The following is a 17700-nucleotide window of genomic DNA, read 5'->3' as shown; positions in this document are numbered from 1 at the left end:
GCGTGCTCTGACGTAGAGCATGACGCGGCGCATCGCTTACAATCGCCGCCATGAATACTCCAACTTCTTCTGCCCCGAATCCGCGCGATTCGCAGGGTCCAGCCGCTGCGGCGCCAGGTGCGCCGGCCACCCACACGCCTGCGAGCGGCGCGCTGCCGCGCATCGCTGTACTTGCGACCGGCGGCACGATCGCCGGGTCTGCGGCTTCCGTGACCAATACGTCGGGCTATCGCGCGGGTGTGGTCGGCGTCGAACGCTTGCTCGAGGCCGTGCCGGCGCTCTCCGGTGTCGCGCAGATCCAGGCCGAGCAGATTGCGAGCGTCGACAGCAAGGACATGTCGCTCGCACTGTGGACGACGCTCGCGCAACGCATCAACGAACTGATGGCGAGCGACGAGATCGACGGCGTGGTGATCACGCATGGCACCGATACGCTCGAGGAAACCGCTTATCTGCTGCATCTGACGGTAAAGGGCAGCAAGCCTGTTGTCCTGACCGCGGCGATGCGGCCAGCGTCCGCGTTGTCGGCGGATGGGCCGCTGAATCTGCTCAACGCAGTGACGGTCGCTGCCAGCGAGGCGGCGCACGGGCAGGGCGTACTGGTGGCCTTCAATAACCGCATTCACAGTGCGCGCGACGTGGTCAAGACCAGCACGTACGCGGTCGATGCGTTTCAGTCGCCGGAAGTGGGCGCGCTTGGCTGGGTGCAGGACGGCCGCGTCGAATTCCAGCGCAAGGTGTTGCGACCGCATACGCTCGACACGGAATTCGTGATCGGCGCGCAGTGGCCGGCTGTCGAGATCGCCGTGAGTTATGCGGGCGTGTCGCGCGTGAGCGTCGATGCACTGGTGGCGGCCGGCGTGCGCGGGATCGTCGTGGCGGGTACGGGCAATGGCTCGATTCACGCATCCGTGCAACAGGCGCTCGCCGACGCGGTCACGCAGGGCGTCGCGGTCGTGCGTTCGTCGCGCGTGGGGTCCGGGCATGTGATGCGCAACGGCGCCGCGCCGGACGATACGCTCGGTTTCGTCAGCGCGGGTTCGCTCAATCCATACAAGGCGCGCGTTCTGCTGATGCTGGCACTCGCCGCTGGGGCGAGCGGCAACGTGGCGTTGCAGAAAATCTTCGATACGTACTAATGGATCGCGTACGGAGCGATCGCATAGCGGCTACACGCGGCCAATAAAAAACGCGGCGGTACAGAGGCAATCTGTACCGCCGCGTTGTGTTTATGGTGCGTGAAGCGTGCAATCCGACAGCCGGACACCCGACGACGACGTCTGACCGACCAAGGCTTCCCCGGCATCGCCGGGTGCCGCTGCGGACCCCACTTGCCGCTCTCAGCCCAGAGCGGCACGATTTGTCCGGCCCGACGCGCGGGTTGCGCGCCGCACCGAACGCCCCACCTGCCGGCGGCCATATCAACGATACGACCACCGAAGTTGCTGCACCTCGGCGTATCAAGCCGCCTTGGCTTCCGTGCCCGGTGCCTGGGCCACTTCGAAATTCGCCATGATTTCGAGCGCGCGCACCATCGCGGAGTGATCCCATGCCTTGCCGCCGTTCGCCGCGCAGACGCTAAACAGTTGCTGCGCGCTCGCGGTATGCGGCAGGGCGATACCCAGTTTGCGCGCGCCGTCCAGCGCGAGGTTCAAGTCCTTCTGATGCAGTTCGATGCGGAAGCCCGGATTGAACGTGCGCTTCGTCATGCGTTCGCCGTGCACTTCGAGAATCCGCGACGACGCGAAACCGCCCATCAGCGCCTTGCGCACGCGTTCCGGATCGGCACCCGAGCGGGCCGCAAACAGCAACGCCTCGGCCACCGCTTCGATGTTCAGCGCGACGATGATCTGGTTGGCCACCTTGCAGGTCTGACCCGCGCCGTTGTCGCCGATCAGCGAGATGTTCTTGCCCATCAGTTCGAACAGCGGCTTGGCGAGCGCAAAGGCTTTTTCCGGACCGCCGACCATGATCGTCAACGAGGCTTCGCGTGCCCCGACTTCGCCGCCCGAGACCGGCGCATCCAGATAGTCGACGCCGAGCGCGTTGATCTTCTTGGCGAAGGCTTGCGTATCGAGCGGGGAGATCGAGCTCATGTCGATCACCAGCTTGCCTTGCGTGAGACCCTTGGCGACGCCGTCGTCGGCGAACAGCACGTTCGCGACGTCGGGCGTGTCCGGCACCATGATGATGACGATGTCAGCGGCTTGTGCGACAGCGGTCGAATTGGCTACCACCGAGGTGGTCTTGGCGAGGTCTTCCGGAACCGGATACGCGCCGTTCACGAACAGCGTATGACCGCCCTTGATGAGGTTGCGCGCCATATGCGCGCCCATGATGCCGAGGCCGATAAATCCAATCTTTGCCATTGTTGATGTCTCCAGTGGGTTGGGGGCGGAAGCTTGCGGATGGAGTAGAGCGGGGCGCGTGCCGTCAGGCGGCCACGTGCGCGGCGCCGCGAATCTGGCCGGCAACGCTCTGAATCCACGCGAGGCCTTCGGTGGTCGTTGTGCGCGGCTTGTATTCGCAGCCCACGTAGCCGTCGTAACCGAGTGAATCGAGCAGATCGAACAGGAACGGATAGTTGATTTCGCCCGTGCCCGGTTCGTTGCGGCCCGGATTGTCAGCGAGCTGGATGTGCGCAATCGACGCCAGGTTCTTCTTGATGGTGGCGGCCAGTTCGCCTTCCATGCGTTGCATGTGATAGATGTCGTATTGCAGGTACAGGTTGTCCGAACCGACTGCACGGATCACATCGAGCCCTTCGGACGAACGGTTCAGCGCGAAGCCCGGGATGTCATAGGAATTGCACGGCTCGACCAGCAGCTTGATGCCTTCTTTCTTCAACGCAGCGGCAGCGAAGCGCAGGTTGTCGACGATGGTCGCGTGGGCGCGGCCGGCATCGACGCCCGGACCGGGAATGCCGACGAGGCAGTTCAGTTGCGGCACCTTGAGCGCTTTCGCGTATTCGATCGCGCGGCCCACGCCTTCCTGGAACTCGCCGACGCGGTCCGGCAGGCAGGCAATGCCACGCTCGCCGGCTTCCCAGTTACCCGCAGGCAGGTTGTGCAGAACCAGCTTCAGACGGTTTTGCTGCAGACGCTCGGCGAGTTCGGCTGCCTTGTACGGATACGGGAACAGGAATTCGACGGCGTGAAAGCCCGCGTCCGCCGCGGCCGCGAAGCGGTCGAGGAACGGGACTTCGTTGAACAGCATGGTGAGGTTGGCTGCAAATTTCGGCATGGTGTTTCGTTCTCGCTGGTCGGTCAATTTGAAAAAGCATCGTGCCGTGAACTTCGTGCGGCGGACTTCTTGCAGCGAACTTCGTGCGGTGAATCCGCTGCAATCACTCCATCGCAACGAATTCACCGCGTTCGATTCAGCAGCCTCAGTCGAGCAGGCTGATGGCGCTCGGCGCATCCTGGCGTTTCGCAGCCAGTTCTTCGAACTCGTTGATGGCGTCGATTTCGGTGCCCATCGAAATGTTGGTCACACGTTCGAGGATCACTTCGACGATCACCGGCACGTTGAATTCGGAGAGCATCGACTGCGCTTTTTGCAGCGCGGGCTTCAGCTCTTCTGGCTTGAACACGCGGATCGCCTTGCAGCCGAGACCTTCGGCCACCGCGACGTGATCGACGCCATAGCCTTCTACTTCCGGCGCGTTGATGTTGTCGAACGCGAGCTGCACGCAGAAATCCATGTCGAACGCACGCTGTGCCTGGCGGATCAGGCCGAGGTACGAGTTGTTCACCACCACGTGCACATACGGCAGCTTGAATTGCGCGCCCACCGCGAGTTCTTCGATCATGAACTGGAAGTCGTAGTCGCCGGACAGCGCCACGATCGGACGTTGCGGATCGGCGGTACGTACGCCGAGCGCAGCGGGAATCGTCCAGCCGAGCGGACCCGCCTGGCCGCAGTTGATCCAGTTGCGCGCCTTATAAACGTGCAGGAACTGCGCACCGGCGATCTGCGACAGACCGATCGTGCTCACGTAGCACGTGTCGCGGCCGAACACCTCGTTCATCTCTTCGTACACGCGTTGCGGCTTGATCGGCGTGTTCTCGAAGTGAGTCTTGCGTTGCAGCGTGCGCTTGCGTTCCTGACAATCCGCCACCCATGCGCTGCGGTCCTTGAGCTTGCCCGCAGCCTTCCATTCTTTCGCCACTTCGACGAACAGTTCGAGCGCAGCCTTCGCGTCGGACACGATGCCGAGGTCCGGGCCGAACACGCGACCGATCTGCGTCGGCTCGATGTCCACGTGCACGAACTTGCGGCCCTTCGTATAGACGTCGACGCTGCCCGTATGACGGTTGGCCCAGCGATTGCCGATACCGAGCACGAAGTCGGAGGCGAGCATCGTCGCGTTGCCGTAGCGGTGCGACGTCTGCAGGCCGACCATGCCGGCCATCAGCGGGTGATCGTCGGGAATCGCGCCCCACGACATCAGCGTCGGAATGACCGGCACGCCGACCGTTTCCGCGAACGTCACGAGCAGGTCTTCCGCCACGGCGTTGAGCACGCCGCCGCCGGAGACGATCAGCGGTTTGTCCGAATCGTTCAGCAGTTGCAGGGCGGCTTCGATCTGCTTGCGTGTGGCCCTCGGCTTATAGACCGGCAGCGGTTCGTACGTCTCGATGTCGAATTCGATCTCGGCGAGCTGCACGTCGATAGGCAGGTCGATCAGCACGGGACCCGGACGGCCCGAGCGCATCAAATGGAAAGCCTGCTGAAACACGCGCGGCACCAGCGCCGGTTCGCGCACGGTGACGGCCCACTTGGTGACGGGCTTGGCGATCGACTCGATATCCACGGCCTGGAAGTCTTCCTTGTAGAGACGGGCGCGCGGCGCCTGGCCGGTGATAGCCAGAATAGGAATCGAGTCAGCCTGAGCGGAGTACAAACCGGTGATCATGTCGGTCCCGGCGGGGCCCGACGTACCGATACACACGCCGATATTGCCCGGTTGGGCGCGCGTATAGCCTTCGGCCATGTGCGAGGCGCCCTCGACGTGGCGCGCCAGCACGTGGCTGATATTGCCGGCCTTGCGCATCGCCGAATAGAACGGGTTGATGGCGGCACCGGGCACACCGAAGGCGGTGTCGATGCCTTCTTTTTCGAGCACCAGCACGGCTGCGTCGACGGCTCTCATCTTGGCCATGAATGTCTCCTCTGAATGTCTTGGAATGCGGAACGAAGGGGTTGAGACAGACTTTAGGCTTCACCTATGGGTTTGATAAGATCAGTCCGGGTCGCTTATTTCGAAACAAAAAGTATGGAATGGCGGCAGCAGCGTCAGAGTGGGCGTGAGACAGAAACGGCCGGCGAAGACCGATGCGGACGGAGACAGGCAGGAGACAAGAATGGATCGCTTCAAACAGATCGAAACTTTTGTGCGGGTCGCCGATGCCGGCAGCCTCGCGGCGGCAGCGCTGGAGGAGGGCGTGTCGCCGGTCATTCTGGGGCGGCGCATCGACGCGCTGGAAAAGCGCCTGGGCGTCAAGCTGATGTACCGCTCGACGCGGCGTCTGGTGGTGAGCGAGGAGGGCGCGGCGTTTCTGGAGCGCTGCCGGGGCTTGCTGTCGGAGTGGGACCAGGCCGAGAACGAACTCGCGGCGGGTCGCCGGGTGGTGGGCGGGCACCTGATCGTGTCGGCACCGGCGGCGTTCGGCCGCAAGCACGTCGCGCCGCTCGCGCCGGCGTTTCTCGCCGACAAGCCCGAACTGCAGCTCTCGTTCAATCTGACTGATCGTGTCGTGGATCTGGTGCGCGAGGGCTATGACCTGTCTATTCGCATCGGCGGCGCGGTGGACCCCAGTTTCGTCGCCGTCAAACTCGCGACGAACCGGCGCGTGGTGTGCGGCACGCCGGCTTACTTCAAGAAGTACGGCAAGCCGAAGACGCTGGAGGACCTGCCGCAGCACAACTGCCTTGCCTTCAACCTGCAGGGCGGCCAGAACCGCGGCTGGTATTTCCGGCGCAACGGCAAGCTGGCGACGGTGCGGGTGGGCGGGACGCTCGACTGCAACGACGGCGAACTGCTGCACCGCTGGGTTTCCGAAGGTCTCGGGCTGGGTTGGCGGTCTACGTGGGAGATCCAGCAACAACTGGCACGTGGCGAACTGGAAACGGTGCTCGACGAGTTTGCGCTGCCGGATTACGACATCCTCGCGGTCTATCCACAGCAGCGATATGTGCCCGCAAAAGTGCGCTACTTCATTGATTATATGAAGAAAGTTTATGCCAGCGCGGATTACTGGAATCAGGCGAAGTATTAGGAGAGGCTTTCTTCCGACCGCGTGAGATTGCCGGTGCCAGATCATGGGCCGTTGCCACGACCATGCCTAAACCCTTGAAAACACGACCGAATCGGGCGGGGAATTAACGGGATATCTTGCGTCCCGTCCCCATTCGGGCTACAATCTTCGGCTTCTCACTTGCCACACCGGTTCCGACGCCCGGGTGGCTTTAATCCACAAGTTCTTAGGAGTGTGTATGCGTCATTATGAAATCGTCTTTATCGTGCATCCCGATCAGAGCGAGCAAGTGCCCGCCATGATCGAGCGTTACAAGAGCACGATCACGTCGCACGGTGGCCAGGTCCACCGCATCGAAGACTGGGGCCGCCGCCAACTGGCCTACATGATCGAGAAACTCGCGAAGGCTCACTACGTCTGCATGAACATCGAATGCGACCAGGCCACGCTCGACGAGCTGGAACACGCATTCAAGTTCAACGACGCCGTGCTGCGTCACCTGATCGTCAAGATGAAGAAGGCCGAAACCGGCCCGTCGCCGATGATGAAGGAAGTGCAGCGCGAAGAAGCCAAGAAGGCAGCTGCTACGCAGCCGTCCGAAGCGCAGGCTTAAGACACATTATTTAAGCTACCAGACACAAAGCGTCGCTCTCGCCCACCTTTGCGAAGAGGCATATGAATCGGCTGCAACTTACGGCGAGCGTCGTTGAACGCGAACCGGTGCGGTACACCCCCGCCGGCGTTCCGATCGCAAGCTGCACGTTGCAACACCAAACCGAAGTCGTCGAAGCCGGTATTGCCCGGCAGGTTGAATTGACGATGCCGGCGGTGGCAGCCGGCGAGGCGAGCGGCAAGCTGGAAAACTGTGCGATGGGCGTCGAAACGCTCTTCACCGGTTTCCTGGCCAAGAAAAGCCGCAACGCAAGAACTCTGGTATTTCACATCACAGCATTGCAGGACATTGGAAAGGACTGAACATGCCCCGCCCGACTGGTAAAAAATTCGACAAGCGTCGTCAGCAACAAAACCCGCTGTTCAAGCGCAAGAAGTTCTGCCGTTTCACGGCAGCTGGCGTCGATCAGATCGACTACAAAGACATCGAAACGCTGAAGGACTTCATCGGCGAAAACGGCAAGATCACGCCGGCGCGTCTCACGGGTACGAAGTCGCACTATCAACGCCAGCTGGATACGGCAATCAAGCGCGCTCGTTTCCTCGCGCTCGTGCCGTACACCGACCAGCACAAGGCCTAACCCGACGACGCGACAAGGAGCAATCAGAATGCAAGTTATTCTTCTGGAAAAAGTCGTCAACCTGGGCAACCTGGGCGACATCGTCAAGGTGAAGGACGGTTACGCACGTAACTTCCTGATCCCGAACAAGCACGCACGCCGCGCAACGAAAGACGCTATCGCTGAATTCGAAGTTCGCCGCGCAGAACTCGAAAAGGTCGCTGCTGAAAAGCTGGCGGCTGCTCAAGCTCAAGGCGAAAAGCTGGCCGGCTCGACGGTCCAGATCGCGCAGAAGGCTGGCGTCGACGGCCGTCTGTTCGGCTCGGTGACGAACGCTGACATCGCTGAAGCGCTGGTCAAGCAAGGCTTCACCGTTGAAAAGGCGCAAGTGCGTCTGCCGGAAGGCCCGCTGAAGATCGTTGGCGACCATCCGGTGCAAGTCTCGCTGCACACCGACGTTCTCGTCGATGTGACGGTGTCGGTGCTGGGCGAACACGTCTAAGCCGACTCAAGGAATGGCCAGGTAGTTTGACTGGCGAAAAGCAGAGGCCGGGCAACCGGCCTCTGCTTTTTTATTGGCCGCTCTATACCTTGCGGGTAGCAATTGCCCGATAATTCCATCCCATGAACGCACCGTCCAAAGACCCCCAACTCGAGTCGCTGAAAGTCCCGCCACATTCGATCGAGGCCGAGCAATCGGTGCTGGGCGGCTTGTTGCTCGACAACGCGGCATGGGACCGCATTGCTGATTTCCTCTCCCAAAGCGATTTCTATCGCTATGACCACCGCATCATCTTCGAACACATCGGCAAGCTGATTGCGGCGACGCGTCCTGCTGACGTGATCACGGTCTACGAAGCGCTCGGCACCTCGGGCAAGGCGGAGGAGGTCGGTGGGCTCGCCTATCTGAACGCGCTGGCGCAGAACACGCCGAGCGCGGCGAATATCCGCCGTTACGCGGAAATCGTGCGTGATCGCGCCGTGTTGCGCCGGCTCGTGTCGGTAGCGGACGAGATTTCCGCTGACGCCTTCAATCCGCAGGGCAAGGAAGTCCGCCAGTTGCTGGACGAGGCGGAGTCGAAGGTATTTTCCATTGCGGAAGACGGTGCGCGCGGCACGCAGGGCTTCCTGGAAATCGGACCGCTGCTCACCCAGGTGGTGGAGCGGATCGACACGCTGTACCACACCGCCAATCCGAGCGACGTGACGGGCACGCCAACCGGCTTCGTCGATCTCGACCGCATGACCTCCGGCATGCACGGCGGCGAGCTGATTATCGTCGCGGGTCGTCCGTCGATGGGTAAAACGGCGTTCTCGATGAACATCGGCGAGTATGTGGCCGTCGAGTACGGTCTGCCCGTTGCGGTGTTCTCGATGGAAATGCCGGGCACGCAGTTGACCATGCGTATGCTCGGCTCGGTTGGCCGTCTGGACCAGCACCGGATGCGAACCGGCCGCCTGACTGACGAAGATTGGCCGAAGTTGACGCATGCCGTGCAGAAGATGAGCGAGGCGCAAATCTTCATCGACGAAACCGGTGGCCTGAACCCGATGGAATTGCGTTCACGGGCGCGCCGTCTTTCGCGTCAATGCGGCAAGCTCGGTTTGATCATCATCGACTATCTGCAGCTGATGAGCGGCTCATCTTCCGGCGAAAATCGCGCAACTGAGATTTCGGAAATCTCCCGTTCGCTCAAGAGCCTGGCCAAGGAACTGGACGTGCCGGTGATTGCCTTGTCGCAGCTCAATCGCGGTCTCGAACAGCGGCCCAACAAGCGGCCAATCATGTCCGATCTTCGTGAATCTGGCGCTATCGAGCAGGATGCCGACGTCATCCTGTTCATTTACCGTGACGAAGTCTACAACCCCGACAGCCCGGACAAGGGCACGGCGGAAATCATCATTGGTAAGCAGCGTAACGGCCCAATTGGACCAGTTCGGCTCACGTTCCACGGTCAATACACGAAGTTCGATAACTTTGCGGGCGCGCAGAATTTCTACGGCGAGTAAAGCCCGCAGCGCGTGACGAGACGGCGTTGTTGTAATGACGCTGTCAGCGGGTGCGACCATACCCCGGTACCGGTACAATATTGCGGTTTTATGTCAGCCACGATGTGACCAATTACCGGGATTCCAATGTTCGGTCGATTCATGCCCACCGAGGGCAAGTTTTTCGAAATCTTTAATGAGCACGCGAAGTGCATTGTCTCGGCCAGCCATGAACTCGAGCTGCTGATCGACAATCTGCAGGATGCCGAGACGCACAAACAGAACGTGCAAAAAGCCGAAAAGGCCGCTGACAAGCTCACGCACGAAACCATCGACCTGCTGCACAAGACCTTCATCACGCCGCTCGACCGCGACGAAATCCACAAGCTGATCACCACGATGGACGACATCCTCGATTTGATGGAGGACGTCGCCACGGCCATTTCTCTCTACGACGTCCAGACGGTGACCTCGGAGGCGAGCCAGCTCGCGCATATCTGCACGGCCACCAGCGAGCGGGTGCAGTTCGCGGTCAGCCTGCTGTCGGACATGAAGCAGGCCAGTCAGATCCTGAAGGCCTGTGAGGACATCGACCGGCTGGAATCCGACGCGGACCGTGTGCTGCGCTCGGCCATTTCCAAACTGTTCCGCGAAGAAGACAACGTCAAGACCCTGATCAAGCTGAAAGCGATCTACGAATTGCTCGAAACCATCACGGACAAGTGTGAGGACGTCGCGAACATCATCGAAGGTATCGTGCTGGAAAACGCCTGATGCAATCGATACAACTCGCCATCTGGGTGGTCGCCACCCTGGTCGCCGTGTCGCTGGTGTTCGACTTCATGAACGGCTTTCACGACGCGGCGAATTCCATCGCCACGGTCGTTTCGACCGGCGTCCTCAAGCCACAGCAAGCGGTGGCGTTCGCCGCGGCCTTCAACGTCGTGGCGTATTTCATCTTCCACCTGAAAGTCGCGCAGACGGTCGGCAAAGGCACCATCGACCCGGCCATCGTCGACCATTACGTGATTTTCGGGGCGCTGGTCGGCGCGATTGGCTGGAATATCGTCACCTGGCATTACGGCATTCCGTCCAGTTCGTCGCATGCGCTGATCGGCGGGCTGGTGGGGGCGGCGCTGGCCAAATCGGGCTGGCATTCGCTCAATCTCGACGGTCTGTTGAAGACGGTCGCGTTCATCTTCATTTCGCCGCTGCTTGGCTTCGTGCTCGGCTCGTTTTTCATGCTGGCCGTGTCGTGGATCTACTTTCGCACGCCGCCCAGCAAGGTCGACCGGCGCTTCCGGCGCCTGCAACTGGTTTCTGCCGGCCTGTACAGCCTGGGGCACGGTGGCAATGACGCGCAGAAGACCATCGGCATTATCTGGATGCTGCTGATCGCAACCGGCTACGCGTCTTCGCTCGCGGATGCGCCGCCGCTCTGGGTGATTGGCGGCTGCTATCTGTCGATGGGCCTTGGGACGTTGTTCGGCGGCTGGCGCATCGTGCGCACGATGGGGCAGAAGATCACCAAGCTCAAACCAGTCGGCGGATTCTGCGCGGAAACGGGTGGAGCGATTACGCTCTTCGTCGCGTCTTTCCTCGGCATTCCGGTGTCCACCACGCATACGATTACCGGCGCGATCGTCGGTGTCGGCGCCACGCAAAAGCTCAGCGCGGTGCGTTGGGGCGTGGCCGGTAACATCGTGTGGGCGTGGATTCTGACCATTCCCGCGTCCGCCGCGTTGGCTGCGGCGGGTTGGTGGCTGGGTCACCGCTTGCTGTAAGCCGCGGTGTTTTAAGCTCCAAGGTTGGTTTGCGGCGCCGCGCGTCTGCAGCGCTTTCAACGCTGCAGACGTGAGCCGTCTCTGTCCTGCGGACTACGCTAGCTCAGCAGCGCGTGCGTGCCAAAAATCTTCACGCCGCCGCCCTCCATACCTAGATCAGCGGTGCGCTACCGCCGTCCATCGGCACGATCGCACCCGTCACATAGCTCGCGCGGCGGCTCGCCAGAAAGAGCGCCACGTCGGCGATCTCCTCAGGTTTGGCAAAACGCCCAAGCGGCACTTTCGCCTGACCGCGCGCCAGCGCCTCGGCCGTATCCACGCCTTGCTGGCTGGCCTCCAGTTTGAGCGCCTCTTCGACGCGTTCGGTCAAGGTCGAGCCGGGATTGATTGCGTTGATGCGAATGCCATAACGCGCGTAATAGTGCGCGAGCCCAACCGTTGCCAGCATCAGCGCAGCGTTGGCCGCGCCGCCCGCAATATGAATGTCGCTGGCCATCTTGCCACCCATGCCGATGATGTTGACGATCGTACCGGGCTCGGCGTTCTCGCCGCCGTTCTTGTTCTTCGCGGCCTTGATCCGCTCGGCCATGCGGCGGAGCACTTCCTGCTGCGGGTAGATGTAGGGGAAATATTTCGCTTCCATCGTCGCGCGAAAGGCTTCGGCGTCGAGCGTTTCCGGGTCGTAGCGGCGTGCGGCGCCGGCGCTGTTGATCAGCACGTCGATCGGGCCGACGGCCGTCGTCACTTCTTCGACGATATCGGCTGCGCTATGCGCCTCATGCAGATCGGCGCGCGTGAGATGAACGTGCAGTCCTGCGCCGGCCAGTTGTTCGCGGGCGCGGGCGAGGTTGGCCGGATCGCGCGAGACGATGGCGACCTTCGCACCCTCGGCCGCGAAGGCGCGGGCGCAGGCGAGGCCAATGCCCTTGCTGCCGCCGGTCACTAAAACCACTTTGTTCTTGAGTCCAAGATCCATTGTCTGCACTCCGCCATCAGAAGATAGGAGACCACAGCCGATAGCATAGGCGCGTGCGGTCAGACCGCCAATGGCCGGTGTCTGACGCGCAGTGTGGGAGATATCGTGAGAGGTGGGTCATCGGCGGACGGCGGCCCTGTTGCCGCGCGCGCCTGTGTGTGCCACGAATTCCTGCGGCATTCGTGAGGCAAGGCCGTTCAGTCGCTGCCGTTCGCGAAGTTGGCGATCGGGTCGTCGCTGGACTGCGTGCGCGCCGGTACGCCGTGCGAGGCGGTAGAGGCACGCATGACCTGCACGCCGCCGCTCGATGTCGCCTGCCGCTCCTGACGCACGGCGACCGAGGCGGGCGGTGGTGGCTCGAAGGCGTCGGCTGCGGCGTCGATTGGATCAGGAGCGTGTGCGACGCTAGCTGGCGTACCAGCCTGAGCCGTTCCCGAAGCGGACTGAAGCGGCTGGGAAGGCCGAGTAGACTGGGTAGCACGTTCAACCGCAACGCTCGGTGGCGTGACAGCGCCGGCATCCCGGGCCTGCATTTGCGCCGCACTCATCGCGGGCGGCGGAGGTTCGAACGCGTCAGCCGCGGTGGCGCCGGTCGTACTCGCCGCATTGCTCAAACCGGACTGCCCAGCATCGGTGACAGGGACCTGCACGGCCGTCGCCGCAACACGCGGCGTCTGCGCCTGCGCGGTCTCGCCAACCGCCACGGCGCCAGTTGCATACTCACCTTGCGCCGCCGCTTCAGCACCACTCCGGCCCACCGCCGAGCCACCATACGAAGTCTGTGCAACCGCTGGCGCCGTCTGTGCAGGTGGCGCAACAGGCGCGGCTGCCTGGTAAGTCGGCGTCTCGAACGGCGCGGGCGCGTGAGTCGGCGCCGCGACGCGCCGGATGCCGTCGAAGCGCTTCGCCCAATACGGATTGGTGAGGTAGTCAATCCGCACCGTTCCGCCTGTTGAAGGCGCGTTGACGAAGCGCAGCTTGCCGACGTAAATGCCGACGTGCGAATGCGGACGCCCCGTCGTGTTGAAGAAGATCAGGTCGCCGGGCGCGACTTCGTCGGGATCGACGGATTCGCCCCGTTCGCTCATATCCGCGGTCGTGCGCGGCAGATTGACCGAGGCCGAACGCGCCACGACGTAGCGAACCAGACCGCTGCAATCAAAGCCGCTTTCCGGCGTATTACCACCCCAACGGTATGGAATGCCGACCAGACTCATCGCCTGGATGGAGATTTCCTCGCGGCCAATGCTGTGATCGACGAAATTGGGGAAGCCGGGCGGGGTGGTGCGATACGCGCCGTTAGAGGCGGATGTGCTGCCGCTCGAGTTGCGCGAAGTCCGCTGCGGCGCGCCGGAGCAGGCAGCGAGCAGCAGAAGGGCCAGCAGTGAGACCAGCAGCGGAAACCCGGGTCGGCGCATGAAGACGAGGCGAGCGCAAACACTCGCTTGAAGCGGTCATTGCCGCGATGGTAGCCCGTCCGTCATGGCTGGAGCAAGAAATGTTGATAAATTACATGAACTTTGTGCGCTAAGTGTTGCGTTCGCCGGAATGGACAACACCGTTTTACAACCGGAAGCGGGTCCCCGCGCACGCCTCCAACACCTTGATTCAGATGAAAAAAGCCGCGCCTGACAGAACCAGACGCGGCTTCGGTACAGCTTTCAGACCAACCCGTCGCGGCCTACAGGATATCGGACGCGTAATCCGCCAGTCGCGAGCGCTCGCCGCGCGCCAGCGTCACGTGCCCGCTGTGCGCCCAGCCCTTGAAACGATCGACCACGTATGTGAGCCCCGAACTGCCTTCCGTCAGATAAGGCGTGTCGATCTGCGCGATATTGCCGAGGCAGATGATCTTCGTTCCCGGACCCGCACGCGTCACCAGCGTTTTCATTTGCTTCGGCGTCAGGTTCTGCGCTTCGTCGATGATCAGATACTTGTCGACGAAGGTCCGGCCGCGCATGAAGTTCATGCTCTTGACCTTCAAGCGCGAGCGGATCAGTTCCTGGGTCGCAGCGCGTCCCCACTCACCGGCCGCATCGTCGGTTTTCTGCAGCACTTCGAGGTTGTCGTCGAATGCACCCATCCACGGCTGCATTTTTTCCTCTTCCGTGCCCGGCAGAAAGCCGATGTCTTCGCCAACCGGCACCGTGGCCCGCGTGACGATGATCTCGTTGTAGCGCTTGTCGTCCAGCACCTGCGCGAGACCCGCCGCCAGCGCGACGAGGGTCTTGCCGGTGCCGGCCTGACCCAGCAGCGTGACGAAGTCGATCTCCGGATTCATCAACAGGTTGAGCGCGAAATTCTGCTCGCGGTTGCGCGCCGTGATGCCCCACACGTTGTTCTTGTGGTGGCCGTAGTCACGCAAGGTTTGCAGCAACGCGGTCTTGCCGTTCAACTCACGCACCAGCGCATGAAACGCCGGTTCGCCGTTTTGCGGCTCCAGATAGACGAACTCGTTGACCAGCATGGACGCGCACAGCGGACCGGTCACGCGGTAATACGTCGTGCCCGTCTTGGTGTCCTGCCAGCTTTCCATGCCCTTCGCGTGCTTGGTCCAGAAGTCCTGCGGCAGCGCGCGAATGCCCGAGTAGAGCAGGTCCTTGTCTTCGAGGACCTGGTCGTTGAAATAGTCTTCAGCGGGCAGTCCGAGCGCGTGCGCCTTGATGCGCATGTTGATGTCTTTCGACACCAGCACGACCTGGCGGTCCATCCGGTCGCGTTGCAACGCGCGCACCACGCCGAGAATCTGGTTGTCCGCCTTGCCTTGCGGCAGACCTTCGACCGGCTCGATGTCCGTCAGCTTGGTCTGAAAATACAGACGCCCGGCGGCTTCGCGGCTGCCCAGACGCGACAGCGAAATGCCGTCTGCCATGTTGCCGCCGTTGGCGACCAGCGCATCCAGCGTACGGCTCACCTGACGGGCATTGCGCGCGACTTCCGACATGCCCTTCTTGTGATTGTCGAGTTCTTCCAACGTCATCATTGGCAGATAGACGTCGTGTTCCTCGAAACGGAACAGGCAGGTTGGATCGTGCATCAGCACATTGGTGTCGAGCACGAACAGCTTGCGTGTCTCGACCTGGTCGGACGTGCTGCTGCGTTTCTTCGTGGTGCCGCGTGCGATGGGCGTAGCGGCGCTCGGCGCGCCCGTTGCGGGCTGCTTGCCGGCACGTGCGACGACGGGCTGCGCAGGCTCGACCGGCTCGGCGTCCTGATGTTTGGCCGGCGTGGGCACCGGTTGCAACAAGGCGGCGGTCTGTTTCGATTTGCGGCGGGAGGTTCCTGCGTCACGTGCCGGGGCGGTCTCGGCGCCGGCAGCGGACGAACTGGCAGCCGAACCGGCAGGCACGGTGCGCAACGTCGTCGCGGCATTGGCGGCGTGCGCCATCGGCGTGGCAACGTTGGCGCGGCCGAAATCGGCCGACTCTGCTTGCTCCCCCTCGTTCGCCTGTTTCTTGGCGGGCCTCGCCGACGTGGCTTTGGCCTTGTATTCGTCAGGCGGCAGAAGATTGCCGAGCTTGCTGGGTGGGGTAGGCAAAGGCATGGTTTCCCTCGAAAAAATCGGGTCACATATCGTGCGCCGCCTGTCGCATCCTGCAATTGCGCTGTATTGCGCCCGCAGTTTGCGCCCGGAGGCGCGCTTTCGGTCTAGAAATGCCGGTTCGCCTGGTTTTCGATCGGCTCCTTGACGAGGGCGCGTGGCCGAGCAGATGGACGGCTGCGCGCAATTAAAAAAGCCGCCGCCCCGACAAACGGGGCAAGCGGCTCGACTTCGGTCGTCGCGTTGCGCCTCACTGCCTCATCATTGATATGAGAGGCGTGACGTGCGGCGTAACCGCGGAAAGTATGGGGTGGACAGGCACTCATTGCAGCCCAATATAACGCGCCTCACAGCGCTTGTACAGCCTCCAGAATTTCATCGACATGACCTGGTACTTTCACGCCACGCCACTCCTGGCGCAGTACGCCCTCGCCGTCGATGACAAACGTGGAGCGTTCGATTCCACGTACTTCTTTGCCATACATTTTCTTCATTTTGATGACGCCGAAGAGCGCGCACAGCGTTTCTTCCGGATCGGAGATGAGGGCAAACGGCAGTTCGAGTTTGGCCTTGAAGTTTTCATGCGAGCGCAGACTGTCGCGCGACACGCCGAGCACTTCTGCGCCGGCCTTTTTGAACTTCGGATACAGGTCGCGGAATTGCAGACCTTCGGTCGTGCAGCCCGGCGTGTTGTCCTTCGGGTAAAAATACAGCACCACCTTCTTGCCCCGCAGACTGGACAGCGTCAGCTCGCCACCGGTCGAGGGGGCGGTAAAGTCAGGGACGGGTTGGTCGACTGCGATGGACACGAGGTTCTCCGGTTGTTATGGCCGACGACGCTGTCGTGCGACGTTCGCGTCGGGCCTGGCATCGAGGCTGGGGGAGTATGACTGGCTTGCGTGACACGCGAACCAGTTTGAATCCTGTTGGGGTATGACTAAGGTACGACCCAGGTACGACCCGCGCATGACCCACATGCGACATAGATGCGACCTAGGCGGCGCGATGTACAGGAACCGCTACGACGGCTGCACGATCAATTCGCCGGAACGTCCAGGAATCTCACCCCAGGTGACAGGGTACGATGGCAGTGTGCTGCGGTCCAGCACGGCGTGATAGTCGCCCATCGTCGCGAAGGTGTGGCCCTGCGCGCGCCAGCCTTCAAGCAGCTGTTCGAAAATGGGCGCGAGCTTTTGTCCTTCGAGTTCGGCGTGCAGCGTGAACACCTGGTCGTGCGGATTGTTTTCGGTGCGCTTGAGTATCGACGCGGCGACATTGTGCAGATCCACGCCATCCACACCCAGCACTTCGTCGAGCGTGGGCAGGGTGGTCGGCATCTGCACGTGAGACAGTGTCTTGCCGTTCACGACCGGCAGGTACGGCGAATGGCCCCGGCCGTCCGACGCGTATTGCATGCCCCACGCGTCGATCTGTTCGAACGCGTGGCCGTTCATCTGCCAGCCCGCTGCGCCGTGCGTGACGGGCGGCGTGCCGAAGATGGCCGCGAAACGGTCGTGGCTTTTCTGCATCTGGCTGGTCGTCCACGCCGCGTCGCGCGAGCGGACGTTGTCCTGCCAGTACACGTGGTCCCAGGTGTGGATGCCGCATTCGAAACCGGCCTCGTGAATCGCCCGCATTTCCGCTGCGGTCTTCACGCCAATGTCCGGCCCCGGCAACAGCACGCCGTACATCAACTGCTTGATGCCGTAGTGCTCGACCACCGAGGTACGCGACACCTTCTGCAGAAAGCCCGGCCGCAGCACGCGACGCATCGCCCAGCCAGTGTGGTCGGGCCCGAGGCTAAAGAGGAAGGTGGCGCGCGCCTTGAAGCGGTCGAAGATGCGCGCGAGGTTCGGCACGCCTTCGCGGGTGCCGCGCAGCGTGTCGACGTCGATCTTCAGGACGATACGAGCCAAGA

At 62.1% G+C, this 17700-nt stretch carries 17 protein-coding genes; 9 read left to right on the top strand and 8 right to left on the bottom strand.

The window, feature by feature from the left end:
* Positions 1-50 precede the first annotated feature (50 nt).
* Entirely contained in the window at positions 51-1139 is a 1089-nt protein-coding gene (locus D0B32_RS09935) for an asparaginase (protein ID WP_117333781.1), read from the top strand.
* A 321-nt stretch (positions 1140-1460) separates the two neighbouring features.
* Here D0B32_RS09935 and D0B32_RS09930 read toward each other — a convergent pair whose 3' ends face one another.
* The 3 genes from D0B32_RS09930 to gcl form a co-directional block, all read right to left on the bottom strand.
* Positions 1461-2369, bottom strand: coding sequence for a 2-hydroxy-3-oxopropionate reductase (locus tag D0B32_RS09930; RefSeq protein WP_117333780.1), 909 nt, complete (start codon positions 2367-2369; stop codon positions 1461-1463).
* 64 nt (positions 2370-2433) lie between these two features.
* Positions 2434-3243, bottom strand: a complete 810-nt coding sequence (hyi, locus tag D0B32_RS09925) for a hydroxypyruvate isomerase (protein ID WP_117333779.1) — start codon at positions 3241-3243, stop codon at positions 2434-2436.
* A 145-nt stretch (positions 3244-3388) separates the two neighbouring features.
* A complete protein-coding gene (gene gcl / locus D0B32_RS09920; protein WP_117333778.1) occupies positions 3389-5164 on the bottom strand; it encodes a glyoxylate carboligase in 1776 nt (591 codons plus the stop codon).
* 202 nt (positions 5165-5366) lie between these two features.
* Here gcl and D0B32_RS09915 point away from each other — a divergent pair, with 202 nt between their 5' ends.
* The 8 genes from D0B32_RS09915 to D0B32_RS09880 all read left to right on the top strand — a co-directional run bounded on the left by D0B32_RS09915 (position 5367) and on the right by D0B32_RS09880 (position 11265).
* Positions 5367-6281 (top strand): substrate binding domain-containing protein, encoded by a 915-nt coding sequence (locus D0B32_RS09915; protein WP_117333777.1) that lies wholly within the window; start codon positions 5367-5369, stop codon positions 6279-6281.
* A 217-nt stretch (positions 6282-6498) separates the two neighbouring features.
* A complete protein-coding gene (gene rpsF / locus D0B32_RS09910) occupies positions 6499-6873 on the top strand; it encodes a 30S ribosomal protein S6 (protein WP_117333776.1) in 375 nt (124 codons plus the stop codon).
* Between the two features lie 62 nt (positions 6874-6935).
* Positions 6936-7235, top strand: a complete 300-nt coding sequence (gene priB, locus D0B32_RS09905) for a primosomal replication protein N (protein WP_117333775.1) — start codon at positions 6936-6938, stop codon at positions 7233-7235.
* A 2-nt stretch (positions 7236-7237) separates the two neighbouring features.
* Entirely contained in the window at positions 7238-7513 is a 276-nt protein-coding gene (gene rpsR / locus D0B32_RS09900) for a 30S ribosomal protein S18 (RefSeq protein ID WP_074264854.1), read from the top strand.
* Between the two features lie 28 nt (positions 7514-7541).
* Complete coding sequence (gene rplI / locus D0B32_RS09895) at positions 7542-7994, top strand: 50S ribosomal protein L9 (RefSeq protein WP_117333774.1); 453 nt, start codon at positions 7542-7544, stop codon at positions 7992-7994.
* Between the two features lie 122 nt (positions 7995-8116).
* Positions 8117-9502, top strand: a complete 1386-nt coding sequence (locus tag D0B32_RS09890; protein ID WP_117333773.1) for a replicative DNA helicase — start codon at positions 8117-8119, stop codon at positions 9500-9502.
* Positions 9503-9628: 126 nt separating this feature from the next.
* Positions 9629-10255, top strand: a complete 627-nt coding sequence (locus tag D0B32_RS09885; protein WP_117333772.1) for a DUF47 domain-containing protein — start codon at positions 9629-9631, stop codon at positions 10253-10255.
* Positions 10255-11265 carry an inorganic phosphate transporter gene (locus tag D0B32_RS09880; protein WP_117333771.1) on the top strand — a complete coding sequence of 337 codons (1011 nt, stop codon included), beginning with the start codon at positions 10255-10257 and terminating at the stop codon, positions 11263-11265. Before D0B32_RS09885 ends, D0B32_RS09880 begins: the two co-directional genes overlap by 1 nt.
* Before the next feature lie 151 nt (positions 11266-11416).
* Here the strand turns inward: D0B32_RS09880 and D0B32_RS09875 are convergent, their stop codons facing one another.
* From D0B32_RS09875 to D0B32_RS09850, 5 genes are all read right to left on the bottom strand, one after another.
* Positions 11417-12241: an SDR family NAD(P)-dependent oxidoreductase gene (locus D0B32_RS09875; RefSeq protein WP_117333770.1), complete on the bottom strand. Its 825-nt coding sequence runs from the start codon at positions 12239-12241 to the stop codon at positions 11417-11419.
* A 197-nt stretch (positions 12242-12438) separates the two neighbouring features.
* Complete coding sequence (locus D0B32_RS09870) at positions 12439-13659, bottom strand: C40 family peptidase (RefSeq protein WP_117333769.1); 1221 nt, start codon at positions 13657-13659, stop codon at positions 12439-12441.
* 263 nt (positions 13660-13922) lie between these two features.
* On the bottom strand, positions 13923-15785 hold the full coding sequence (locus D0B32_RS09865) for a PhoH family protein (protein WP_117333768.1): 1863 nt from the start codon (positions 15783-15785) through the stop codon (positions 13923-13925).
* A 344-nt stretch (positions 15786-16129) separates the two neighbouring features.
* Positions 16130-16591: a peroxiredoxin gene (locus tag D0B32_RS09855; RefSeq protein WP_117333767.1), complete on the bottom strand. Its 462-nt coding sequence runs from the start codon at positions 16589-16591 to the stop codon at positions 16130-16132.
* A 210-nt stretch (positions 16592-16801) separates the two neighbouring features.
* Complete coding sequence (locus tag D0B32_RS09850; RefSeq protein ID WP_117333766.1) at positions 16802-17698, bottom strand: polysaccharide deacetylase family protein; 897 nt, start codon at positions 17696-17698, stop codon at positions 16802-16804.
* Positions 17699-17700: the final 2 nt, after the last annotated feature.

The sequence above is a fragment of the Paraburkholderia sp. DHOC27 genome (assembly GCF_003429005.1).
In the GTDB taxonomy this organism is placed as follows: domain Bacteria; phylum Pseudomonadota; class Gammaproteobacteria; order Burkholderiales; family Burkholderiaceae; genus Paraburkholderia.
Note: the sequence above shows the minus strand (reverse complement) of the source record. Positions and strands in the feature narration are given on the sequence as shown.